23 protein-coding genes are annotated in these 23,666 nt (G+C 68.7%); 7 read left to right on the top strand and 16 right to left on the bottom strand.

All coding sequences use genetic code 11. The features are described from left to right. Positions 1-3: 3 nt before the first annotated feature. Genes BN3385_RS11550 through BN3385_RS11540 form a run of 3 tightly spaced genes read right to left on the bottom strand, consistent with a single transcriptional unit; the run spans position 4 to position 2,627 of the window. The gene (locus BN3385_RS11550) at positions 4-606 is read right to left on the bottom strand and encodes a GNAT family N-acetyltransferase (RefSeq protein ID WP_059016917.1); all 603 of its coding nucleotides are present in this window, start codon (positions 604-606) and stop codon (positions 4-6) included. Continuing rightward, positions 603-1,043, bottom strand: coding sequence for a hypothetical protein (locus tag BN3385_RS11545; protein WP_059016916.1), 441 nt, complete (start codon positions 1,041-1,043; stop codon positions 603-605). Before BN3385_RS11545 ends, BN3385_RS11550 begins: the two co-directional genes overlap by 4 nt. Before the next feature lie 9 nt (positions 1,044-1,052). Further along, on the bottom strand, positions 1,053-2,627 hold the full coding sequence (locus BN3385_RS11540) for an ABC-F family ATP-binding cassette domain-containing protein (RefSeq protein ID WP_059016915.1): 1,575 nt from the start codon (positions 2,625-2,627) through the stop codon (positions 1,053-1,055). A 171-nt stretch (positions 2,628-2,798) separates the two neighbouring features. Between BN3385_RS11540 and BN3385_RS11535 the strand changes: the two genes are divergently transcribed. Continuing rightward, positions 2,799-3,236 (top strand): cupin domain-containing protein, encoded by a 438-nt coding sequence (locus tag BN3385_RS11535; RefSeq protein ID WP_059016914.1) that lies wholly within the window; start codon positions 2,799-2,801, stop codon positions 3,234-3,236. Here the strand turns inward: BN3385_RS11535 and BN3385_RS11530 are convergent. Then, positions 3,226-3,963, bottom strand: a complete 738-nt coding sequence (locus tag BN3385_RS11530; RefSeq protein ID WP_059016913.1) for a 3-keto-5-aminohexanoate cleavage protein — start codon at positions 3,961-3,963, stop codon at positions 3,226-3,228. The genes BN3385_RS11535 and BN3385_RS11530 overlap by 11 nt on opposite strands. A 49-nt stretch (positions 3,964-4,012) precedes the next feature. Here BN3385_RS11530 and BN3385_RS11525 point away from each other — a divergent pair, with 49 nt between their 5' ends. After that, positions 4,013-5,731, top strand: coding sequence for a potassium channel family protein (locus tag BN3385_RS11525; protein WP_059016912.1), 1,719 nt, complete (start codon positions 4,013-4,015; stop codon positions 5,729-5,731). Positions 5,732-5,735: 4 nt separating this feature from the next. Here BN3385_RS11525 and BN3385_RS11520 read toward each other — a convergent pair whose 3' ends face one another. Together BN3385_RS11520 and BN3385_RS11515 are read right to left on the bottom strand one after the other, a co-directional pair. Continuing rightward, positions 5,736-6,617 (bottom strand): amidohydrolase family protein, encoded by an 882-nt coding sequence (locus BN3385_RS11520; RefSeq protein ID WP_059016911.1) that lies wholly within the window; start codon positions 6,615-6,617, stop codon positions 5,736-5,738. A 77-nt stretch (positions 6,618-6,694) separates the two neighbouring features. Beyond that, positions 6,695-7,582, bottom strand: coding sequence for a universal stress protein (locus tag BN3385_RS11515; protein ID WP_059021825.1), 888 nt, complete (start codon positions 7,580-7,582; stop codon positions 6,695-6,697). A 169-nt stretch (positions 7,583-7,751) separates the two neighbouring features. On the opposite strand from BN3385_RS11515, the gene BN3385_RS11510 reads away from it, so the two are divergent. Next, positions 7,752-8,393: a response regulator transcription factor gene (locus tag BN3385_RS11510; RefSeq protein WP_059016910.1), complete on the top strand. Its 642-nt coding sequence runs from the start codon at positions 7,752-7,754 to the stop codon at positions 8,391-8,393. Then, a complete protein-coding gene (locus BN3385_RS11505; RefSeq protein WP_059016909.1) occupies positions 8,386-9,948 on the top strand; it encodes a GAF domain-containing sensor histidine kinase in 1,563 nt (520 codons plus the stop codon). The genes BN3385_RS11510 and BN3385_RS11505 overlap by 8 nt, the downstream gene beginning before the upstream one ends. Positions 9,949-9,967: 19 nt before the next feature. Here the strand turns inward: BN3385_RS11505 and BN3385_RS11500 are convergent, their stop codons facing one another. After that, entirely contained in the window at positions 9,968-10,192 is a 225-nt protein-coding gene (locus BN3385_RS11500) for a three-helix bundle dimerization domain-containing protein (protein ID WP_231748716.1), read from the bottom strand. A gap of 419 nt (positions 10,193-10,611) precedes the next feature. Between BN3385_RS11500 and BN3385_RS28105 the strand changes: the two genes are divergently transcribed. Beyond that, positions 10,612-10,788, top strand: a complete 177-nt coding sequence (locus BN3385_RS28105) for a hypothetical protein (protein ID WP_156432723.1) — start codon at positions 10,612-10,614, stop codon at positions 10,786-10,788. Here the strand turns inward: BN3385_RS28105 and BN3385_RS11495 are convergent. The 6 genes from BN3385_RS11495 to BN3385_RS11470 are packed head-to-tail and all read right to left on the bottom strand — an operon-like array spanning position 10,785 to position 17,340. Then, positions 10,785-11,231, bottom strand: coding sequence for a type II toxin-antitoxin system Rv0910 family toxin (locus tag BN3385_RS11495; protein ID WP_059016907.1), 447 nt, complete (start codon positions 11,229-11,231; stop codon positions 10,785-10,787). The genes BN3385_RS28105 and BN3385_RS11495 overlap by 4 nt on opposite strands. Before the next feature lie 3 nt (positions 11,232-11,234). Further along, on the bottom strand, positions 11,235-11,447 hold the full coding sequence (locus BN3385_RS11490; protein WP_059016906.1) for an antitoxin: 213 nt from the start codon (positions 11,445-11,447) through the stop codon (positions 11,235-11,237). 39 nt (positions 11,448-11,486) lie between these two features. Continuing rightward, positions 11,487-13,892 (bottom strand): HAD-IC family P-type ATPase, encoded by a 2,406-nt coding sequence (locus BN3385_RS11485; RefSeq protein WP_059016905.1) that lies wholly within the window; start codon positions 13,890-13,892, stop codon positions 11,487-11,489. Beyond that, positions 13,889-15,472, bottom strand: coding sequence for a serine hydrolase (locus tag BN3385_RS11480; RefSeq protein ID WP_059016904.1), 1,584 nt, complete (start codon positions 15,470-15,472; stop codon positions 13,889-13,891). The genes BN3385_RS11485 and BN3385_RS11480 overlap by 4 nt, the downstream gene beginning before the upstream one ends. A gap of 18 nt (positions 15,473-15,490) precedes the next feature. Continuing rightward, positions 15,491-16,600, bottom strand: coding sequence for an MBL fold metallo-hydrolase (locus BN3385_RS11475; RefSeq protein ID WP_059016903.1), 1,110 nt, complete (start codon positions 16,598-16,600; stop codon positions 15,491-15,493). Positions 16,601-16,608: 8 nt separating this feature from the next. Further along, positions 16,609-17,340 (bottom strand): enoyl-CoA hydratase, encoded by a 732-nt coding sequence (locus BN3385_RS11470; protein ID WP_059016902.1) that lies wholly within the window; start codon positions 17,338-17,340, stop codon positions 16,609-16,611. Positions 17,341-17,374: 34 nt separating this feature from the next. On the opposite strand from BN3385_RS11470, the gene BN3385_RS11465 reads away from it, so the two are divergent. Then, positions 17,375-18,883: an acetyl-coenzyme A carboxylase carboxyl transferase subunits beta/alpha gene (locus BN3385_RS11465; RefSeq protein ID WP_059016901.1), complete on the top strand. Its 1,509-nt coding sequence runs from the start codon at positions 17,375-17,377 to the stop codon at positions 18,881-18,883. Here the strand turns inward: BN3385_RS11465 and BN3385_RS11460 are convergent. Further along, positions 18,856-19,356 carry a MarR family winged helix-turn-helix transcriptional regulator gene (locus BN3385_RS11460; RefSeq protein ID WP_197415196.1) on the bottom strand — a complete coding sequence of 167 codons (501 nt, stop codon included), beginning with the start codon at positions 19,354-19,356 and terminating at the stop codon, positions 18,856-18,858. The genes BN3385_RS11465 and BN3385_RS11460 overlap by 28 nt on opposite strands. An 85-nt stretch (positions 19,357-19,441) precedes the next feature. On the opposite strand from BN3385_RS11460, the gene BN3385_RS11455 reads away from it, so the two are divergent. Further along, on the top strand, positions 19,442-19,771 hold the full coding sequence (locus BN3385_RS11455; protein WP_059016900.1) for a rhodanese-like domain-containing protein: 330 nt from the start codon (positions 19,442-19,444) through the stop codon (positions 19,769-19,771). A gap of 85 nt (positions 19,772-19,856) precedes the next feature. On the opposite strand, the gene BN3385_RS11450 is transcribed toward BN3385_RS11455, so the two are convergent. Together BN3385_RS11450 and BN3385_RS11445 are read right to left on the bottom strand one after the other, a co-directional pair. Next, entirely contained in the window at positions 19,857-21,677 is a 1,821-nt protein-coding gene (locus BN3385_RS11450) for an ABC transporter ATP-binding protein (protein WP_059016899.1), read from the bottom strand. Then, positions 21,674-23,647, bottom strand: a complete 1,974-nt coding sequence (locus BN3385_RS11445) for an ABC transporter ATP-binding protein (RefSeq protein WP_059021821.1) — start codon at positions 23,645-23,647, stop codon at positions 21,674-21,676. The genes BN3385_RS11450 and BN3385_RS11445 overlap by 4 nt, the downstream gene beginning before the upstream one ends. Between the last annotated feature and the right edge of the window lie 19 nt (positions 23,648-23,666).

The following is a 23,666-nucleotide window of genomic DNA, read 5'->3' as shown; positions in this document are numbered from 1 at the left end:
GGCTCAGTCGTCGTAACGGCTGAGCCGGAATGTCAGGTTGTTGCGCACCGCCGGCCACTCGATGTCCAGGATCGAGTAGACGACGGTGTCGCGGCGTGAGCCGTCGGGCAGCAGCTGGTGGCTGCGCAGGATGCCGTCGCGTTTGGCACCCAGCCGTTCGATGGCCGCCCGGCTGGCCTGGTTGAAGAAGTGGGTGCGGAATTCGACCGCCACACAGCCCAGCTGGTCGAAGGCGTGGGTGAGCAGCACCAGTTTCGCCTCGGTGTTGACCCCGGTGCGCCGCGCCGAGGCCGCATGCCAGGTGTGACCGATCTCGAGTCTGCGGTTGGCCGCGTCGACATGGAACATGCTCGACGAGCCCACCACGACTCCGTCGCTGCGCCGCCGGATCACAAAGGTGACACCCTCGTCACCGGCCTGCATGGCCAGCATCTTGTCCACCCAGGCCGCCGCGGCGTCCGGCGAGGGCGCGCTGGTGAACCACAGCGATCCCACGTCGCCGTCGGCGGCGGCCGCCGCGATCTCGTCAATGTGGTTGTGGCCCAGGGGTTCCAGCGTCACCCACGACGGACCGATGAGGACCACGGGTTCGACGAACCGGCTCATCGGACCGACCTCCGCTGAAGTAGTGCGGCCACCAACGCCCAGACCGAACACGCCACGGCACCGGCCGCGCCGGCCGCACCGATGTAGAAGCCGTAGCCGGCCGCGACCGGCGGGCTGACGTTGAGGTGGTGGTAGTACCACGTCAGCACCCCGATCAGGACCGCGATCACCAGCGCTGCGGTGGCCGCCAGCCGCGGGGACAGGTTGCGGGCCACCATCGCCCCGGTGACGATCAGCGCCGAGGACAGCAGCACGATCAGCTGGCCGGAGCCGAACCGCGGCGGTAGCGCGATGCTGCCGACGGTCCCGCCGATCCCGCCGATCGCGCTGGCCCGGCCCCCGCCGGCCGCTGACGTGGTCAGCCAGGGCAGCCACGCACTGACGGCCAGCGTCGCCCCGCACAACACCACCAACCAGCCGGGGCGCAGGGATGCCATGGTCAGACCCTAACCCGCCGCGGTCAGCACGCCCGGCATCCGCATGGCCAGCCTCCTGCTCAGGTCGAGCCGGCCCAGGAAGTCGTCGTCGTGGCTGACCACCAGCACGGCCCCCCGGTAGGCGCGCACCGCGTCGACGAGCTGGTCGACACTGCTGATGTCCAGATTGTTGGTCGGTTCGTCGAGGATCACCAGCTGCGGCGCCGGGTCGGCCAGCAGCAGACGGGCCAGCGCGACCCGGAACCGCTCGCCACCCGACAGTGCGGACACCGGGCGGTGGACCGCGTCACCGCGCAGCAGAAAGCGGGCCAGCCGGGTGCGCACCAGCGCCGGATCGAGGCCGGGAGCCACCGCGCTGACGGTGTCGAGCACGCCGGCCGCGTCGTCCAGCCCGTCGAGGCGCTGGCGCAGATAGCCCACCCGGTCGGTCAGCAGCCGGCCGGCACGCCCGGCCATCAGGTCCTCCAGCAGCGCGGTCTTGCCGATGCCGTTGGGCCCCACGATGGCGATCCGCTCCGGCCCCTGCACCACGAAAGGCTCATCGGCACCGGGTAATTCGGCGATGCGACGGCGGGCCGAGACCTCAGGATCGGGCAGGTCGATGCGGATGTGCTCGTCGGCGCGCACCCGAGCCTCAGCCGCCTGCAGCGCGTCCTGTGCGGCCGACACCTTGGCGTCGAGGTTGGCGCGCAGCTTGCCCGCCGCCACCTCGGCGGACATCGCCCAGGTGTTCATCACAATCTTGGGTGCCCGCTTGTTGGTGAAGTCCTTCTGTGCCTTGCGGTTTCGCCGAGCCAGCTTGGTTTCGGCCTCGACGCGCTGCCGTTTCTCCACGCGCATGGTGTGCTCGGCCGCGGCGACGGCCTGCGCGGCGGCGGCCTGTTCACGCTCGAGGTGGCTGCGCCACTGGCGGTACGGGCCGCCGTAGGTGCTCAGGTGGTGGTCGTACAGCTCGGCGGTGTTATCCAGCCGGTCCAGTAGGTCGACGTCATGGCTGACGACCACCACCGTTCCCGGCCAGTCAGCCAGTAGGGCCGACAATCGCCCGCGCGCATCGCGGTCCAGGTTGTTGGTCGGCTCATCGAGCAGGGTGATCGAGGCCCGGCTCATTCGCAGCGCGGTGATCGCCACCAACATGGCCTCACCGCCGGACACCTGCCCGACGGTGCGATCCAGTGCCTCGACGCCGAATCCGATGGCCGCCAGCGCTTCCCCGGCGCGGTCTTCGACATCCCAGTCGTCCCCGAGCACGTCGAAATGCCGCTCCTCGGCGCTGCCGGCCTCGATGGCGCGCAGCGCATCGAGCTTGTCGGCGACACCGAGCACCTCGGCGATCCTGGTCTCTACGTTCAGCGTCACGGTCTGCGGGAGATAGCCGACGTCGCCGGCGGTGACGATCCGGCCGGTGGACGGCACCAGCTCCCCGGCGATGAGCCGCAACAGGGTGGATTTGCCGCTGCCGTTGTCGCCGACCAGGCCGGTACTCCCGGTGGGGAAGGTGGCGCTGAGATGGTCAAGCGCGATGGTTCCGTCCGGCCAGACGAAACCGAGATCGATCAGTGTGATGGCAGATTCGGTAGGCATAAGTCTCCGTAGTGGTGGGCAGCGAGCACGGGGCCGATGCACAGATCCACGACGAGGACCGTCCTTTCCATGACTGGGTCAGCTGAACGTCCGCCACGCTAGCCAGGGAAGGTCCTCGCGGGCAACCGATTTATCTCTACGCTGGGTGCACACATCGACCGAGGACGGCATATGACGGAACTCCCCGACTGGGTTCGGCAGCTCGATATGGCTCCCCATCCCGAGGGCGGCTTCTTCAGCGAGACATGGCGCAGCGATCTGGTTCTCGGCGAGTCCGTGCTTCCGCCGGACTACACCGGACCCCGCAATGCCGGCACCGCGATCCTGTTCGTGCTGCTGCCCGGGCAGCAGTCGGCCTGGCACACCGTGCGCAGCGCCGAGCTGTGGTTCTACCACCGCGGCAGCCCGCTGCTGCTGGAGATCGGCCGCGAACAGGACAGTGCCACAACGTATGTGCTGGGTCCCGACATCACCGCCGGGCAGCAGCCGCAGATTCTGGTGCCACCGGGCTACTGGCAGCGCGCCGAGCCCCGCGACGACGAGGCGACTCTGGTCAGCTGCGTCGTGGTCCCCGGCTTCGACTTCGCCGACTTCGCGCTCAGTTCCTGATCTCGCCGAGGATCTGCACGGCGGCCTCGACCAGTTCGGCATTGCCCGGCGCCAGCGACCCGTCCGGCAGATGCACGGTGTCCTCCAGACCGATGCGGGTCTGGAGTCCGCGCACACCGGCATGACGCAGCAGCGGCCAGCAGCTGTCGTCGAGCCCGTGTAGCAGCACCGGCGCCGGTGACCCGGCACGGCGGATCCGCGCCAGCAGGTCGTCGGCGGTCTCGGTGTCGCCGTCGGCCTGCAGTTCGATCATCACCCGCATGCAGTGCGGCGCCACCTCCGAACGCGCCCACGCCTGCGCGGCCTCGGCGTGGAAGATACCGACCTCCACCCCCAATCCCCGGCTGAGCAGTAACTCGGCCAGTTCCTCGGAGCCGGGCTCATGCCAGTTCACCGACGCGAAGTCCGGCAGCACCTCCCAGGACCGGACGGCAGCCAGCCGCGCGTCAGGGTCCGGCAGCGCCCAGAAACCCGTCGTCACCCCCAGCGGCAGGCCCGGGACGGCGTGCCGGACCGCGGTGACGGCGGGCCCGACGGTGTCGGCAAGCAGCGAGTCCACCCCGTCGGCGGTCTTGGGGTGCAGGTGGACGGCCTGGGCACCGGCTCGGTGTGCGGCCAGGGCGGCGTCGGCAAGCTGCTGCGGACTGACCGGGAGACCGGGGTGCTGGTCGGGGGTGCGGGCGCCGTTGATACACGCCTTGACGTAGGGACGCGAAGAATTGGGCATCCCTCATCTTGACCCGTCATCGCGAAGGTTTCCGAAGTAGCGTTTCCCCATGCACGGCCACACCATCGTTTGCGGGGACGATGCGCTCGCGATGCGGATCATCGACGAGCTGAACAATGCCGAGCTCAGCGTGGTCACCCTGCAGTCCCCCGACGGCCTGGAGGCTGCCGGGATCGGTACCGCCGACGCAATCATCTGTGCCGACGACGACGATGCGCTGAACCTGGAGATCGCGCTGCTGGCCCGGCAGGCCAACCCCCGGGTGCGGGTCGTCACCCGGCTCGCCAACACCGTGCTGCGCAAGGCCATGTCCGACGACAACGGCCCCGGCGCCGTCCTGGACATCGCCGATCTGGCCGCACCGTCGGTGGTCGAGGCGCTGCTGGAGCGCACCACCCACACGATTACCGCGGCCGGCATCGACTTCGTCGTCTCCGGCGCGACCGCCGACCATGAGGACACGCTGCGAACGATGTACGGCGACCTGGCACCGGTGGCCATCATCCGCGGCGAGCATTCCGAGCACCCGGGCGAGGTGATCGCCTGCCCGGGCCGCGACGAGCGGGTGCATCCCGGCGACTGGACGGCGATGATCGGCACGGCCGACGAGCTGACCGAGCGAGGCATCAAGATCGCCAAGCCGATTCCCTCGGCGCCCCGGGAACGGCCGCTGGTCGTCCGGATCGCCGACGCGGTACGGGCTTTCCGCGACGACCTGAACCCGATGTTCTACCGGGCGCTGGCGGTGTCGGCGATGTTGTTGATCGGCTCGACGATCATGCTGCGCTTCGCCTATCAGCAGCCCGGGATGGACTGGATCGACGCGCTGTACTTCTCCGCCGAGACCATCGCCACGGTGGGCTACGGCGACTTCAACTTCCTCGATCAACCCGACTGGTTGCGGTTGTGGGGCGTGCTGATGATGTTCGCCGGCGTGGCCACCACGGCCATCGTGGTCGCCTTCGTCGCCGACGTGCTGCTGTCCCGGCGGCTGTCCCAGTCGGCCAGCCGGCAGAAGATCCGGCACCTGCACCGCCACGTCGTCATCGTCGGACTGGGCTCGTTCGGTATCCGGGTCGCCAGCGTCCTCAAGGCCGCCGGGCACGACGTCGCAGTGATCGAACGCAATGAGGACAACCGTTACCTGGCCGCCGCTGACGAGCTCGAACTGCCGGTGATCTTCGGCGACGCCACCCTGCGCCAGACGCTGGAGGCCGCCCGTCTCGACGACGCCCGCGCCATCGCCGTGCTGACCCAGGACGACATGGTCAACATCGAGACCGGCATCGTGCTGCGCGAGATGCTCGGGCCGCGCACCGCACCGGAGCTGCACCGTCCCGACGTTCCCATCGTGCTGCGCATCTACGACCGGGCGCTGGGCTCCGCGGTCGGCCACCGGTTCGGTTTCGGCTACGTGCGCTCCACCGTCGACCTGGCCACCCCGTGGTTCATCGGCGCGGCAATGGGCCTCGACGTGCTGGGCACCTTCTCGGTGGGCCAGCGATCCTTCATGGTGGGCGGTGTGCGGGTGCTGCCCGACAGCGAACTCGACGGCATCCGGATGTTCGAGCTCTCCACCCAGACCCGGGTGATCGCCATCGAACGCGACGGTTCACCGGTGCGGCTGCACCCGCGCCGCGAGACCCAGCTGGTCGCCGGCGACACTGCCTACCTGGTCGGGCCCTACCGCGAGTTGATCGACACCATGCGCAAGGGCCAGCGGGCCTCACAGCCCGGCAGAATCACCCCGACGCACTGGACGGGTTGACCGGTCAGAGCCCCAGCACCCGCACGGCGTTGTCCTTCAGGATCAGCGACAGCACCTCCGGGTCGACGCCGAGGGCATCGAAGTCGCGCCGCCAGCGCTCCAGCGAGATGTAGGGGTGGTCGGTGCCGAACAGTGCCTTGGTACGCAGCTGCCTGCCGATGGCGTGCACCAGCTGCGGCGGGAAGTACTTCGGCGACCAGCCGGACAGATCGACGTACACGTTGGCCTTATGTGAGGCGACCGCGATCTGCGCGTCCACCCACGGCACCGCCGGATGCGCCATCACCACGGTCAGCTCCGGGAAGTCGGCGGCGACGTCGTCGAGCAGCATCGGATCGGAGTAACGCAGTTTGATCCCGTGCCCGCCGGGCAGCGCCGAACCCAGCCCGGTCTGGCCGGTGTGGAACAGCGCCGGCACCCCGGCAGCGGTGATCGCCTCGTAGATCGGATAGAACCGGCGGTCGTTGGGTTCGAAGGCCTGCAGGCTGGGGTGGAACTTGAAACCCTTGGCGCCCAGGCTGATCTGTGTGTGCACCCGGGCCACGGCGGTGTCGTCCCACGGGTCGACGGTGCCGAACGGGATCAGGATGTCGTTGTTGCGCGCGGCCCCCTCGATCAGGTCCTCGACCGAGTTGGGCTGGTGCCCGGAGACCGTGTGCGCGTCGACGGTGAACACCACCGCGGCGGTGTTGTTCGCGCGGTAGAGCGCGGCGAGGTCGTCGACTCGGTTGAAGTAGTCGTCGCCGAGCTTGAAGTAGCGCCCGGTGGCGCCGGCCAGCTCGGCATCGTAGGCGCAGTGGCCGGCGGCGTCGATCTCGACGTGGGTGTGGAAGTCGACGGCGTCGACGGCCCCGCTATCGACGCGACACTCGTAGTTGGCGGTCACCGACGCAGTCTAGAAAGAGCGAGCCGGCGGACGGGGGAGAACTCCGTCCGCCGGCTCAAGGCGCGCGCCGTGGGGTGCTAGTAACGACGCGCGACAACTAGGGGGATGGTGACGGTGTGGGCCAGCGCGGCGCTGACGGAGCCGAGCAACATCCCGGCGAATCCGCCCCGACCGTGACTGCCCACGACCAGCAGCTGCGCGCCCTGAGCCTGCTCGGCCAGGTACCGCGCGGGCTGATCGCGCACCACCACGCGATGCACGGTCACGTCGGGATAGTCCTGCGCCATCCCGGCCAACCGCTGTGACAACACTTCTTCCTCGGCGACCACGACCGCGGCCCAGTCCACCCCGGGAACCGCGAACAGGCTGTCGTCGCTCCAGGCATGCACGGCCACCAGGTCCACCCCCAGCCGGGACGCTTCGGCGAACGCGAAGGTGACGGCCTCCACCGAGGCGGGCGACCCGTCGACGCCGACGACGACGGGCAGGTGCGGCGCCGGTGTCGGGCCGTCGTGGATCACCGCTACCGGGCAGTGCGCATGATGGAGCAGCCCGGTGCTGGCCGAGCCGAGCAGGGTGCGCCGGAAGGCGCCCATCCCGCGGCTGCCCACGACGATCAGTTCGGCGCCCTTGGACAGGTCGATCAAAGTGGGCACCGGTGCGGCGTGATAGATGTCGGTGTCTGAAATTCTTGCCGGAGAACCGGTTTCGGCACCCACCTGGGCGACCAACTCGGTGGCCTCGCGCAGGACTTCGCGAGCCTGGGTGTCCTGCCACTCCTCGAACTCGGTCGGCACCGGGAGCATCACGTTGGTGACCGATGGGGCAGCGGCGACGTGCACCAGGCGCAGGGCGACATGGCGGCGACCGGCCTGGGCGGCGGCCCAGCGGACCGCGGCGTTCGACGATGCCGAGCCGTCGACGCCGACGACGATCTCGCCGGCTGCTGCGGGGCTGTGCACCATGTCGTCCTCCCCGCTCGCGCCGGCCACGGTGGCCATGTCGGTAACGACAATCCCTGCCCGGGGGTCCTGCCCGCCAGGAGTCTTGGACCCCTTCTGAGCTGGCGTTGGTCAGGTGATTTCAGGACCAAAGTCCCTACCCGGCGGGGACGCTTTCAGGCTCTACTGCGGTGTGATCAAGGTGTTCCTGGTCGACGACCACGAAGTGGTGCGACGCGGTCTGGCCGAACTCCTCGGCAGCGATCCCGATCTCAGCGTGGTGGGTGAAGCCGGCACCGTCGCCGAATCCCTGTCCCGGATTCCGGCCGCCCGTCCCGATGTTGCCGTACTCGACATCCGGTTACCCGACGGCAGCGGAATCGACCTGTGCCGGGAACTGCTCGCCAGCCACGACCAACTGCGCTGCCTGATCCTCACCTCGTTCACCGACGAGCAGACCATGCTGGACGCGATCCTGGCCGGCGCCAGCGGCTACGTGGTCAAAGACATCCGCGGGATGGAACTCGCCCAGGCGATCAAAGCGGTCGGATCGGGAAAGTCGTTGCTGGACAACCGTGCCGCCGCGGTCCTGATGTCGCGACTGCGCCGCGACACCGAGCAGGACGAGCGGCTGCGGGACCTGTCGGCCACCGAACGCACCCTGCTGCAACTGCTAGGTGAGGGTCTGACCAACCGCGAGATCGGACAGCGGATGTTCCTGGCGGAGAAGACCGTCAAGAACTACGTGTCCCGGTTGCTGACCAAACTGGGTCTGAGCGGACGCACTCAGGCCGCCTTGTTCGCCGCAGAGACGTTGCGTCACAGCGATGTTTGACACCGATGTCCGCGACGGCCTGGTCGATGCGATGCTGGCCGTCTCCTCGGGCCTGGAGCTCGAACGCAAGCTGCACACCATCGTGCACACCGCGATGGGACTGGTCCATGCCCGCTACGGCGCGCTCGGCGTGATCGGCACCGACCCCCAGCCGGTGCTGGAGCGGTTCGTGTTCGAGGGCATCGACCAGCCCACCGCGGAGAAGATCGGGCCGCTGCCCACCGGGCACGGCATGCTGGGCGTGCTACTGAACAGCCCGAAAGTCATTCGCGTCGAGGATCTTTCCCAGCATCCGTCGTCGATCGGCTTTCCGGCCAACCATCCGCCCATGCGCAGCTTCCTGGGTGTTCCGATCCGGATCCGCGAGCAGGTGTTCGGCAACCTGTACCTGACCGAGAAGGCCGACGGCGCCCCCTTCACCGAGGCCGACGAATTGCTGGTGCTGGCCCTGGCCGGTGCGGCCGGTATCGCCATCGACAACGCCCGGCTCTACCAGTCGGCCAACACCCAGCAGCTGTGGATCGAGGCCACCCGCGACATCAGCACCCAGCTGCTGGCCGGTCAGGACCCCGAGACCGTGCACCACGAGATCACCGCGAAGGCGATGGCGCTGACCGGCAGCGAGTACAGCTTCTGCGCCATGCCCGACGAGTCCGGCGATCTGGTGATCACTCAATCCACCCGCGACGACCTGCTGGGCCGGCACCTGGCCAGGGCCGGGACCACCGTCGGGCTGGCGTTTTCCGACTGTATCGCCCTGCGGGTCAACGATTTCCATGATCTCGGCGAGGACTGCGGCTCGGCGCTCGTGCTGCCGGTGTGTGAGCCCAACGCCGCCACCGGGGTGCTGGTCTGCGTGGCACCGGCGGGCAGACACTTCACCGAACACGAACTCGATATGGCCGGGGCGTACGCGTCGCAGGCCGGTCTGGCACTGCACCTGGCCAACGCCCAGCGCCGGATGCGCGAACTGGACGTGCTCACCGACCGCGACCGGATCGCCCGCGACCTGCACGACCACGTGATCCAGCGCCTGTTCGCGGTGGGCCTGTCCCTGCAGGGCGCCCTGAGCGCCGACGCCGAGGACGGGACCCGGCGCGTGACGGGGGCACTCGACGACCTGCAGGAAGTGGTCCAGGAGATCCGGACCGCGATCTTTGACCTGCACGGCGGGTCGGTGACCCGGTTGCGCCAGCGCATCGAGCAGGCCGTCACCCGGATGACGGTGGATTCGGCGGTGCGTCCGGCGGTGCACATCAGCGGGCCGCTGTCGGTGGTCGACGCGGCGCTGGCCGATCACGCCGAGGCGGTGGTCCGGGAGGCGGTGTCGAACGTGGTGCGCCACGCGGCCGCCCGGTCGGCGACGGTTTCGGTAACCGTCGACGACGACCTCACGATCGCCGTGACCGACGACGGCATCGGCATCAGCGAGGACATCACCCGCAGCGGACTGGCCAACCTGGCCGCTCGCGCCCACGACTGCGGCGGCCAGTTCACCATCACACCGCAGCCCGGCGGCGGGACGCGGCTGGTGTGGTCGGCTCCATTGCCCTAACCGGTCATGCCCTAGCCGGTCAGGCGGAGATCTCCACGACGGGCTGCTGGGCGAACTCAGAGCGGCAGTAGCGCTCCACGAACAGCGGCACGAACTCCCTGATCCGGGCACCCTCGAAGCGGCGGTGGGCGGCGTCCACGGTCTCGGTGATCACGTGGTCGGGCATGTAGGGGAACTCGTCGGTGAGGCGCGCCAGCACCTGTGCCATCTGGCGCTGCTCTTCGGCACGGTTCACGCCGGACATCATCGAACGCGAGGGGGCGTTTGCGCAACTGTCGAAAGGTGATCTGGATGACAAGACAGCGACAGGTTGGTGAACGGAAGGTGGTGCTGGCACAACGGTTTCCGCCCGCTGCGCGGGCGTCAGAAACGTCCGATACAGTTCGCGCGTGACCCCACTGAGGAGCCGCGACGGACACGTCGAACCCCTTTCCGAGTCGGCGAATCGCCAGCAGGCGCAGCACCTGCGGGAGATGTTGCTGGCCCAGTGTGAGGAGCTCGACGCCGACCTGTTGACCTACGGTGCAGCCCTGGAGCGCTACCAGCGCCGTGGCGAGCAGACCCAGGCCCGCCGCATCGGCGGGATGATCCGCACCGCCGAACGCGAGCGCAGGGCGCTCCCAGCGCCGTGGCGAGCAGACCCAGGCCCGCCGCATCGGCGGGATGATCCGCACCGCCGAACGCGAGCGCAGGGCTGTCCAGGACCTCATCGCCAACCTCGACAGACGCTTCCTCGAGACCGGCGCCCGCCCGCAGCCGGCACCGACCCCGGCACGCCATCCGGTCAACCGGGTGCACCCGCACCCGAGCCCGCACCGGGTGATCCGGGCCGGCCGCTAGGACGGCGCGAAGACCGTTACGAACCGGTCCAGCGACTCCTTGATGTCGCCGCGCAGGGCACCGGCCACCAGCATGCCGATCGGCCCGAACAGCGCCGGGCCGCCCAGGTGGACATCCATGGTGACCACCGAGGAGTCGGCGTCCTTCGCATGCGGTGCGACCTTGCCGATCAGTTTGACCTTGACTCCCCCGACACCGGCTCCGTTGAGGGTCATCGCCTCCGGCGGCTTGAAGTGCACGATGGTCCACTTCACCCGGTTGGGCATGCCCTTGACCTCGACGATGGACTCCACCACGGTGCCCTTGTCGAGGGTGTCCGGCAGCTTGGAGCGCCAGACCCGGTGAATGGTCAGCCATTCCTTGTACCGGGACAGATCAGAGGCGTGCTGCCAGGCTTGCTCGGGCGGTAACGGAACGTCTACGGATACGGAGAGTTTCGCCATCTGTCAGGTCTGCTGGTTTCCCTTGTCGGTCACGTTCTTGGCCGCCTCGGCGGTATTGTCGACAGCGCTCTTCGCGGTCTCCTGGACCTTGTCGACGGCCTCTTTGAACTTGCCCTGAGTCTTCTCGTCGATGATGTCGCCGGCCTTGTCGATCGCCGCCTCCACCTTGTCGGCATTCTCGCTCAAGACTTCCTTGGCTTTGTCGAGGAATCCCATCGGTCAACCCTTTCATCCATCGCCAGGGGGTACCCCTGGTCAATCTTGCACGCTATTCCCGGATCGCCACAAAATCCGGGATTCGCCCAGTACCCGGCCCTGAATCCACCACAGCGCCTCGATGATTCCCGCCGCGAGCAGGCCGATCCCTATCGCGGTCGAGGTGATCGCCAGGTTGGACGGATCGAGCATGAACGCCTTACGGGCCAGCGGTATGGCAAAGATCACCACGTACGCCAGTCCAGAGACCGCGACGAGGGCCACGCGCCACCACTGGTATGGCCGGGCGACCACGGCCAGCACCCACACCGCACTGATCAGCAGGGTGATCAGTGCGCCGGTGGAGGCCTGGGTCTGCTGTTCGACGGTGGCGCTGTCGCGGTAGGCGATCACGTAGGAGACGAACGTCGCCAGTCCGATCACCACACCCGACGGCAGTGCCGAGGTCATCACCCGGCGCACGAACCCGGTGTGGGCCCGTTCGTTGTTGGGCGCCAGCGACAGGATGAAGGCCGGGATGCCGATGGTGAACCAGGCCGCGATGGTGACGTGGATCGGCTGGAAGGGATAGAGCAGCGGGTCGGTGCCGAACAGCTTGGACGACAACCCCGCCAGCCCGACGAGCAGCGCCAGCAGCACCGAGTACACCGTCTTGGTGAGGAACAGGTTCGACACCCGCTCGATGTTGCCGATCACCCGCCTGCCCTCCCCCACCACGTAGGGCAGGGTGGCGAACTTGTTGTCCAGCAACACGATCTGCGCGACCGCACGGGATGCCGGGCTGCCCGATCCCATCGCGACACCGATGTCGGCGTCCTTGAGTGCCAGGACGTCGTTGACGCCGTCGCCGGTCATCGCGACGGTGTGGTCGCGGGACTGCAGGGCGTGCACCATGGCCCGCTTCTGGTCGGGCCGCACCCGGCCGAAGGTGGTGTACTCCTGCATGGTGTCGGCCAGCTCGTCGGGTTCGGCGGGCAGGTGGCGGGCGTCCATGGTCTCGCCCTCCAACCCGAGTGAGCCCGCCACCGCACCCACCGAGACCGCATTGTCCCCGGAGATCACCTTGACCGAGACATGCTGGGAGGCAAAGTATTCCAGCGTGTCACGGGCGTCGGGGCGAACCCGCTGCTCAAGGACCACCAATGCGACGGGGGTGACGTGACCGGGCGCCTGCGGGCTGTCGACGGACACGTCACTGGAACCGAGCAGCAGCACCCGCAGACCGCGCGAGCCGATCTCCTCAGCCTGGGCTGCCACGGGTGAGTCCGGGTCGAGCAGCACGTCGGGCGCGCCGATCAGCCAGTTGCCGTGCTCACCGTAGGACGCGCCACTCCACTTGGTGGCCGACTTGAACGGTGCGGTGGCCGTGGTGGTCCAGCCCGGCGGGTCGGGATAGGCCTCGCCGATGGCCTGCATGCTGGCGTTGGGTTTGGGGTCGTCGGCGACAAGGGCGCCAAGGACTTTCCCGACGAGGTCTCCGGTGGTCTCCGTGCTGACCGACGCCACATCGGAGAGCCGCATGCCGTTCTCGGTGAGAGTTCCGGTCTTGTCCGCGCACACCACGTCCACCCGGGCCAGGCCCTCGATGGCAGGTAGTTCCTGCACCAGGCACTGCCGTCGGCCCAGCCGGATCACCCCGACCGCGAACGCGATCGAGGTCATCAGCACCAGGCCTTCGGGAACCATCGGCACCAGCGCGCCGACCATCCGCAGCACCGACTCCCGCCAGCCGACTCCGGTGGTGAACAGCTGGGTGTAGATCGTCAGCAGTCCGGCCGGCCACAGCAGGTAGGTGATGAACTGCAGAATCTTGTTGATGCCCGTACGCAGTTCGGACTTCACCAGGGTGAACTTGCTGGCCTCCTCGGCCAGTCGGGCGGCATAGGCTTCCCGGCCGACCTTGGTTGCCCGGTAGGCGCCGGTGCCCGCGACGACGAAACTGCCCGACATCACCGCGGCGCCGACGTCCTTGGGGATCGGGTCGGCCTCTCCGGTCAGCAGCGACTCGTCGATCTCCAGGGTCGATGCCTCGAGCAGTTCACCGTCGACCACGATCTGGTCGCCGGGACCGAGTTCGATGACGTCGTCGAGGACGACTTCGTTGGGCGCCAACGGTTTTGTGCCCGACTGACGCCGCACGGTGGGTTTGGCCTGCCCGACGATAGCCAGGTTGTCCAGGGTCTTCTTGGCCCGCAATTCCTGGATGATGCCGATGCCGCTGTTCGCGATGATGAGCAGGCCGAACAGCCCGTTGATCAGCGATCCAGTGGCCAGCACGATCAGCAGCAGGACACCCAGGATCGCGTTGATGCGGGTGAAGACGTTGGCTCGGACGATCTCGCGGACGCTGCGCGACGCCCGGCTCGGGACGTCGTTGGTTTTCCCCTCGGCGACGCGGGCGGCGACATCGGCGTCGCTCAGGCCGGCGGCAGTGCTGACGGTCATTTGGTGAATGTCCCCATCTTCTCGTCGTCGTAGTACTCCAGCGTCAGCTTGTCCCCGTCGAAGCGGGCCGCGGAAGCGCTTCCGGGCGGCGAGTTCTCGTCGACGAAGCTCAGCGCGAAGACGTCACCGTCCCAGTGCGTGAGCTCGAAGGTTTGGCCCTTGGGTCCGAGCGCGACGGTGAGCTTGCCGTCCTTCTCGGCGACGGTGGCCGGGCCCCAGAACGCGTTGGCGTAGGTGCCGACGTAGCTGGCCAGCGGTTTGGCTGGCGCGGCGTTGGTCGGCGGCTGCTTGCCGGACAGCGATCCCACCGGCTGGTCCATCTGGGCGAAGGCGTCACCGTACAGCTTGCGCCAGTCCTCGCGGACCTCACCGAACTGGACGAGGTCGGCGAACTCGGCGGTCAGGGTTTCCGGTACACCACGCGGGGTGGCATTGGTCAGCGCGACGATGGCGACATCGGCCGACGGAATGATCAGGAAGTTGGTTCCCGTCCCGAGTTCGAAGGCGCCGGAGTGACTGATCTGGGTGCGCGCCGCCGAGGTGGTGCCCACGTTGAAGCCGTAGCCGTAGAAGCCGGACCGCATGGCCGGTTCACTGGGCGGGCTGGAGACGATCTGCGGTGTCAGGGCGGGCAGCAGCGCGTCGGATTCGACGATCTGCTGGCCGTTGTAGCTGCCGTTGGCCAGCACCATGGCCAGCCAGTGCGTCATATCGTTGACCGAGGAGCTGACCCCGCCCGCCGGTGATTCGGGGTCCGGATCGCGCTTGTAGCGCGGCTCGTAGCGGTTGTCGATGCGGATATGGCCCAGCGCCTTGTTGGTACGGGCCTCGAAATCGGCGAACCGGGAACTGGTCGAGGTCATGCCCAGCGGGCGGTAGAGCACCTCCTCGCTGAGGTCCTCCCAGGACTTGCCCACCGAGACGGCGACTGCCTCGGCGGCGGCGGTGAGCCCGAAGTTGGTGTAGGCGTAGGAGATCCGGAACGGATCGAGCGGGTACTGGCGCAGCTTCTCCAGGACGTAGCGCCGGTCGTAGCCGAGATCCTCGAGCTTGTCACCGGCGTGGTCCGGCAGACCGGAGCGGTGCGAGTACAGATCGCTGATGGCCACCATCTTGGTGACCGCGGGATCCGAGAGCGCGAACCACGGCAGTTTGTCGACCACCGGGGTGTCCCAGGTGATCGCCTTGGTCCCGACCTGATGCGCCACCACCGTCGACCCGATCGACTTGGATACCGATGCCAGCTGGAACACCGTGTCGGGATCCACCTTGTTGGCCGGGTCATCAGCCGGCTTGGTGATGTCTTTGACACCAAATCCCTTGGCATACACCGTCTTCCCACCGTGGACCACGGCCACGGCCAGGCCCGGGATGCCGGAGGACTTCAGCAGGTCCTGCGCGATCCCGTCCAGCTTGGCGACCGCGTTGTCGACGGCGTTGTCCGGCAGCGCCATCGCGGGCACCAGTGGCGGGGGGACGTCGGAGGCGACTTTGCCGGGTTCAGGCTTGGGGCTGCTGCTGCACGCGGTGAGGGTGGCCAACAGGACGACGATCGCGGCACGTCTTGCCAGAGCGGTCATGGCTTGCACCGTAGTGCGTCAGGCCCGCCACCATCGGTCTATCGCCGGTGACGTCGTGCTGACCACCCGCCCACCGGGCCTGGGGATCGCCACCTCGACACCGGCGGCGTCGGCGGCGGTGAGCAGCCGCTCGACCGGTTCGGCCCACGGGTGCGGCGCAAGCCGGAACGTGCACCAGTGCACCGGGACGAGCAGGCCGGCGTCGGTGACATCGCGGTGCGCCTGCACCGCCTCCTCCGGGTTCATGTGAATGTCGGGCCAGGACTTGTTGTAGGCCCCGATCGGCATGAGGGTGAGGTCGAAGGGGCCGTGGGCGGCACCGATGTCGGCGAAGCTGCGGGTATAGCCGGTGTCACCGCCGAAGTAGGCGCGGTGACGGGGCCCGATGATGGCCCACGACGACCACAACGTGGTGTTGCGGGTCAGGAATCGGCCGGAGAAGTGCCGGGCCGGGGTGCACACCAGGGTGAGTTCACCGATGCGGGTCTCTTCGTTCCAGTCCAGTTCGATCACCCGGTCGGCCGGGATGCCCCACTGCCGCAGGTGGGCGCCGACGCCGAGCGGCACCACGAAGGGTGCCCGCTGGGTACGGGTGAGCGCCAGCGCGGTGTCCATGTCGAGGTGGTCGTAGTGGTCGTGGCTGACCACCACCGCGTCCAGGGCGGGCAGCGCTTCCAGGGGTGTGGGCACCGGGTGCAGTCGCTGCGGGCCGACGGTGCGCGACGGCGAACACCGCTCGCTCCAGATCGGGTCGGTGAGCACCCGGTAGCCGTCGATTTCCAGCAGGGCGGTGGAGTGGCCCAGCCAGCTGACCGCCAGCGGTTCGGAAGGGGCCGGCGCCACCGGGTCGTCCAGCGGGATCGGGGCCTGCGGACGGCTGGGTGAGCGGCTCGACAGCATGTCGAACAGGACCAGCCGGTTCTCCTCGGCGTCCAGCCGCAGCGGCGAGGCGGGCTCCATATTGTGGAAGATCCCGTCGCGGTAGTGCGGCGAACGCCCGGCGACCGATCCGATGACACCCGGCCCGGCACCCAGGGAGGCGGGCGCGTCGTTGAGCGCGCGCAGAATCCACCCGCCGGTGGCCAGCGATGCGGTCCCGGCGGCCAGTCGCAGCGCCGCCCTCAGCATGTGTGCTCCTATGCTCCGTGGAACTTCGGGGCACGCTTCTCGATGCGCGCCACCTGGGCCTCGATCACGTCCTGGCTCCCCCACGCCTTGTCGAACAGCTCCTTGTGCAGCGGACCCTGGTCCTCGTAGGCGCCGTCGTCGTTGAGCACCCGCTTGGACGCCTGCAGTGACAGCGGCGCGAACCCGGCGATCTCGGCCGCCCAGGCCTGCGCGTCGGCCAGGTCGCCGATCCGGTTGGCCATCCCGGTCATCAGTGCGGTCTGGGCGTCCAGGCGCTCAGCGGCCAGCAGCATGGCGCGGGCCCGGCCGTAGCCGGCCAGTGAGCTCAGCCGGCGCACACTCCAGTTGTCCAGGGCCAGGCCGTATTTGGCGATCGGGAATTGGAAGTAGGCCTCGGGGGCGACGACCCGCAGGTCGCAGATCATGGCCAGCTGCACACCGGCGCCGATGGCCGGACCGTTGATCGCACCGATCACCGGCATCGGTACGGCGTCGATGGCCTTGTTGAGCGCGATCGCCTTGTCCGGGAAGTCCGCGGCGAACACATCGCCCGACAGATCGGCGCCCGCGCAGAAGACGGTGCCCTGACCGGTGATGACGATGGCCCGCACATCGTCGGCGGCGGCCTTCTCCACGGCCTCCCGTAGCGAGTCGGCCAGCTCGGAGTTGAGCGCATTGCGCCGTTCCGGGCGCTGCAGCTCGATGGTCGTGACATCCCCGACGCGGTTGACTCCGATCATGAAAGCCAGCCTACTGGCCCGTTAACCTCGTCTGGTGAGCCGCATCGGGGCTGCCCAACTGCGCGACGCCGTTCTTGACGCCGGGTCGTTCCGCAGCTGGGATGTCGCGCCGCTGGCGATAGGCGCTGACGAGGACTATGCGGCTGAGCTGGCCCGGGCCCGCGCCGCCACCGGGCTCGACGAATCGGTGCTCACCGGCGAGGGCACCATCTTCGGCCGCCGGGTGGCCGTCGTGGCCTGCGAGTTCGACTTTCTGGCCGGATCGATCGGGGTGGCCGCCGCCGAGCGGATCACTGCCGCGGTCGAGCGGGCGACCGCCGAGAAGTTGCCGCTGCTGGCTTCGCCCAGCTCGGGGGGCACCCGGATGCAGGAGGGTACGGTCGCGTTCCTGCAGATGGTCAAGATCGCCGCCGCGGTCACCCGGCACAAGCAGGCGCACCTGCCCTATCTCGTCTACCTGCGCCATCCGACCACCGGTGGGGTGTTCGCCTCCTGGGGGTCGCTGGGCCACATCACCGTCGCGCAACCCGGGGCGCTGATCGGCTTCCTGGGGCCGAGGGTCTACGAGCATCTCTATGGCGAGCCGTTCCCCGCCGGCGTGCAGACCGCCGAGAACCTGCTGCGTCACGGCGTCATCGACGGGGTGGTCGGCATCGACGTCCTGCGTCCCACCCTGGACCGGGCCTTGAGCGTCATCACCGACATCCCCGGTGCGCCGCCGGACCCGCTGCCGGCCGAGCCGATCCCGGACGTGCCGGCCTGGGATTCCGTCGTCGCCTCGCGGCGGCCCGACCGGCCGGGGGTGAGCTGGTTGCTGCGGACCGGTGCCACCGACCGGGTGTTGCTGTCCGGGACGCACGGCGAAGCGGCCTCGACGGTGCTGGCGCTGGCCCGTTTCGGCGGCCAACCCGCTGTGGTGGTCGGCCAGCGACGCGTCACCGGTGGCAGCGCTCTTTTCCCGGGTCGCTCCGCTCCTGCCCTCCGTGTCGGCCCCGCGGCACTCGCCGAAGCCCGCCGCGGCATGGCCCTGGCCGCCGGGCTACAACTGCCGCTGGTTTTGGTGATCGACACCGCCGGCCCGGCGCTGTCGGCCGACGCCGAGCAGAACGGCCTGGCCGGGGAGATCGCCCGCTGCCTGTCCGACCTGGTCACCCTGAACACCCCGACGGTGTCGGTACTGCTCGGTCAGGGCAGCGGCGGACCGGCGCTGGCGATGGTGCCCGCCGACCGGGTGCTGGCCGCCCAGCACGGCTGGCTGGCGCCACTTCCACCGGAGGGCGCCAGCGCCATCGTGTTCCGCGATACCGACCATGCGCCGGAACTGGCTGACGCCCAAGGTATTCGGTCCGCGGATCTGCTGCGCAACGGCATCGTCGACCAGATTGTGCCCGAGCATCCCGACGCCGCCGACGAGCCCACCGAGTTCGCCCGACGGCTGGGCACGGCGATCGCCCGCGAGCTGTACGCGCTGCGGGCGCAGCCTGCCGGTGACCGGTACGCGGCACGGCTGGATCGCTACCGGCGCATCGGCCTGCCCGGCTGAGTCAGCGGTTCGGCGGGCACCGCATCGAGTTTGGCCAGCGCGCGTTCCAGCGTGGTACGCAACCCGGCGGCCTCGTCGGCACCGAGCAGCGCGCCCAGGTGGGCGCGGATCAGGTCGAGGTAGACGGGCGCCGCCCTGCGGAACACGGTCCGCCCCTGCTCGGTGAGCTCGGCATAGGACGATCTCCGGTCACCGGGATTCTGCACCCGACGCACGCAACCCACCGCCTCGAGCTCGTCGACCACGCGGCTGACGCGACTGCGGCTGAGGACGGCCGCCGCACCCAGCTCCGTCATCGTCATCCGCTGGTCAGGCGCGGCATTGAGTTCCAGCAGCACGTCGTACCAGCCCAGCGGTGTCCCCGTCGCTTTCGCCAGCTCGGTGTCGATGACGGGCACTAGGGCGGCATGCAGCCGCAGCATGGCGGACCAGATGCCGACCAGGTCGTCGTCCTTGCCTTTCCTGCGGGTCACCGCAGCAGCATAGCGTCTTGCATGTGCGTGCACACGCACGTATATTGTGTGCGCACGCACATAAATCCACTGAAAGGCCAATTCCATGAACGTGATCACCCGCACCGAGCTCCAGACCCGCCTGAGCCAGGAGGGCACCGTCGTCCTCGAAGCACTGCCCCCGGCCTACTACGACGCCGGCCACCTGCCCGGTGCGCAGAATCTCCCGCTCGACGACATCGCCTCTCGGGCAGCTGAACTGGTGCCCGATCCGCATGCCACCGTGATCACCTACTGCTCGGGGCCGAGCTGCAACAACTCGCGTATCGCCGCCGAGCAGCTCACCAAACTCGGCTACCGCAACGTGTTCGCCTATGAAGGCGGCAAGGAGGACTGGACCGGCGCCGGCCTGCCATTGGAGAGCCGGACGGTGTAACGCTTGGCGGATGGGGCCTGCCCTGAACGTCGACTTGTTGTCGAGAAATCACCGGCGCAACGCCAACAACTCGACGTTCGACACGCTAAGCCAGCGATTCGATCCAGGCCCGGTGCAGCGCGGCATAGCGGCCCTGCCCGTCGCCGATCAGCTCGGCGGGCGGGCCGTCCTCGAGGATCCGGCCGTGTTCGAGAACCAGCACCCGGTCGGCGACCTCCACGGTCGACAACCGGTGGGCGATGATCAGCGCGGTCCGGTCGGCCAGCACCGTGCGCAGCGCCCGCTGCACCAGACGCTCGCTGGGAATGTCGAGCGAGGACGTCGCCTCATCGAGGATCAACACCGCCGGGTCGGCCAGGAACGCGCGGGCGAAGGCGATGAGTTGGCGCTGCCCGGCCGACAACCGGCCGCCGCGTTTGGCGACGTCGCTGCCGTAACCGTCGGGCAGCGCCTCGATGAAGCCGTCCGCCCCCACCGCGGCCGCGGCGGCCCGCACCTCCTCGTCGGACGCATCGGGCCGGCCGAACCGGATGTTGTCGGCGACGGTGCCGGAGAACAGGAAGTTCTCCTGCGTCACCATCACCACGTGGCGGCGCAGGTCGCTCTGCGCGACGTGGCGCAGGTCGACTCCGTCGAGGGTCACCGACCCCGAGGTGGGGTCGTAGAACCGGGCGATCAGCTTGGCGATGGTGGTCTTGCCTGCACCGGTGGTACCCACCAGCGCGACGGTCTGCCCCGCCGGGATCGTCAGGTTCAGTCCCGGGAGCACCGGGCGATCGGCGACGTAGCTGAACTGCACGTCGCGCAGCGCCACCTCACCGCGCACGTCCTGCAGGCGCACCGGGTCGGCGGGGTCGGCGATACCCGGCTTCTCGGCCAGCACACCGGCGAGCTTCTCCAAAGCCGAGGACGCCGACTGGAAGGTGTTGAAGAACTGCGAGATCTCCTGCATGGGTTCGAAGAACATCCGCAGGTACAGCAGGAAGGCCGTCAGCGTGCCGATCGTCATCTCACCGTGCAGCACCCGGTAGCCGCCGTAGAGCAGCACCACACCGGTGGTCAGGTTGCCGACGAGCTTGACGCCCGGCATGAAGATGGCCAGCAGCCGGAAGGTGCGCTCGTTGACCTCACGGTACTGATCGGCGACGTCGTCGAAGATCTCCTGGTTGCGGGGCTCGCGGCGGTAGGCCTGGACGGCCTTGATCCCGGTCATCGTCTCGACGAACTGAACGATCACCAGGGCCGCGCTCTCGCGCACCTTGCGGTAGGTCTTGGCCGACTCCGCCGAGAACCACCACACCAGGATCACCAGGATCGGAAACGCCGCCAGACACATCAGCCCGAGCCGAACATCAAGGGCGACAAGCAGAATCGCGGTGCCGAACAGGGTGAGCACCGCGGTGACCAGGCTGTCGAACCCGGTCTCCAGCATGTCCTGGATGGCTTCGACGTCATTGGTCAGCCTGCTGACCACCCGCCCTGACGTGTAGCGGTCGTGGAACGCGACGTCGAGGCGCTGGAAGTGCCGGAACACCCGGCGGCGTACCTCGAGCAGCATCCGCTGCCCGATGCGCCCTGAGCGGTTTAGGAAGATCAGCCTGCTCACCGCTTGCAGCACCACGACACCGCACAGCGTCGCGACAACGAGGATCAGTTCGCGCGCCGAGCCGCCGTCCAGCAGTGGCGGTATCGCGTGGTCGATGCCGCGCTGCACCAGCAGCGGAACCGACAGCCGGGCAGCGTTTTCCACGACCACCACCAGAGCCAGCAACCCGACGGTGAGGCGGAAGGGACGCAGCAGCGAACCGAGCAGCGCCCGGGCCTCCCGCCGGCGGGGCACCGCCTCGTCGATCGGCAGGTCGTCGGGCTCCTCGTCGAGCTTGCCGCGCCATTCGGTGGCGGTCATCGCTGACCCCCCTCGAACGCGGCGTAATCGACTGGGCGGCGGGTGGATTCGCGCTCCTCGCACGACTCGTCGTAGGAATGATCGAGCCGCTGACGTTCGTCGTCGTCCTCCCACGGCGCCCGCGGTTCGCAGCCGTCGTCGAGTTCGTCGTCGGCGGCCAGCAGGTAGCGGTAGCGCGGTACGGTCGCGAGAAGCTCAGCGTGGGTGCCGATATGGGTGATGGTGCCCTGATCGAGCAGCGCCACCTTGTCGGCCAGCAGGACCGTCGACGCGCGGTGCGCCACCACCACTCCGGTCACCCCGGCCAGCACCCGGCGCAGCGCCTCGGTGACCACCGCCTCGGTGTGCACGTCGAGGGCCGACAGGGTGTCGTCGAGCACCAGGATGCGCGGCGCGGCCAGGATCGCCCGGGCCAGTGAAAGGCGTTGCCGCTGACCGCCGGACAGGCTCATGCCCTGCTCACCGATGCGGGTCTGCAACCCGAACGGCAGGTCGTAGACGAACTCGGCGGCGGCCACCTCGATGGCGCGGGCCAGCTCCTGGTCGGTCACCGGGTTATCCGGCGACCGGCCCAGCGCCAGGTTCTCGGCCACCGACATCGAGAACAGGGTCGGGTCCTCGAACGCGGTGGCCACCACTGACCGCAGCGCCGACAGCGACAGATCGCGGATATCGGTGCCGTCGACCCGGATCGACCCCTCGGTGACGTCGTAGAGCCGCGGCAGCAGCGCGGCCAGCACCGACTTGCCCGAGCCGGTGGCACCGACCAGCGCCAGGGTCTCCCCCGGCTCGACGGTCACGGTGACATGCCGCAGCGCCCACTCGTCGGAATCCGGGCTCAGGCCATCGTTCCCCGCCGCCGCGGGGAAGCGGAACCCCACATCGATCAGTTCCAGCCGGCCGCCGCGCGGTGCCTCCGCACGCCCGCCGTCGGCGATCTCGCGGGGTGCGTCGAAGATCTCCGCGATCCGGTTGGCCGCCGTCATCGACTCCTGCGTCATCGACAGCAGGAAGCCCAGCGAGGCGATCGGCCACACCAGCGACAGCATCATCGTGATGAAGGCGACCAGCGTGCCCATCGTGACCAGCCCGTGGCCGGCGGCGTAGGCCCCGAACCCGAGCACGACGATGAGCGTGAGGTTCGGGATGACTTCGAGCATCGTCCAGAACCGCGCCGATACCGCGACCTTCTTGATCTGGGTGTCGTAGAGCTCGCCGGCCTGCTCGTCGAAGCGGTCATAGACGTAGTCCTCGCGCCCGAACGACTTGACCGCTCGCAACCCCAGGGCGGACTCCTCGACATGGGTGGCGACGTGGCCCGCTTGATCCTGCGCCAGCCGCGACAACCGGGTGAAGGTGCGTTCGAAGTGCAGCACGATCAGGGTGATCGGCACGATCGAGACCAGCACCACCACGCCCAGCGGCCAGTACATCGCCAGCAGGATCGCGGTGACGACGGTGATCTGCAGGATGTTGAGCATCAGGAACACCAGCCCGAACGACAGCAGCCGGCGAATCGTGCTCAGGTCGTTCATGATTCGCGACAGCAACTGGCCGGACTGCCATTGGCCGTGGAAGGACATCGGCAGCACCTGCAGCCGGGCGTAGAGGTCCTTGCGGATATCGGCCTCCACGCCCATGGTGGCCCGGCCCACCAGCCAGCGCCGGATGAACCACAGCACGGCTTCGGAGATCCCGACGGCCACCGCGGCCGCGCCGACCACCCACAGGCCCCGCTGATCCTGATGGCGCACCGGCCCGTCGATGACCGCCTTGGTCATCAGCGGGATCGCCACGGTGGCGCCCAGGCTGGTGATGGCGACGATGATCATCGCGATCCAGCGGGCGCGGTACGGCAGCAGATACGGCATCAGCCGCAGCAGGTCGGTTATCGCGCGCGCATTCGGACGCGGCGGGGCGATCGCCGGAACCAGGTGCGCAGCACCCGGTTCGTGGGTCGTCTCGCCCAACAGCCCGTCTCCCTCGTTA

The sequence above is a fragment of the Mycobacterium sp. M26 genome, assembly GCF_001494595.1.
Classification (GTDB): Bacteria; Actinomycetota; Actinomycetes; order Mycobacteriales; family Mycobacteriaceae; genus Mycobacterium.
This window is presented reverse-complemented; position numbering and strand designations above follow the sequence as displayed.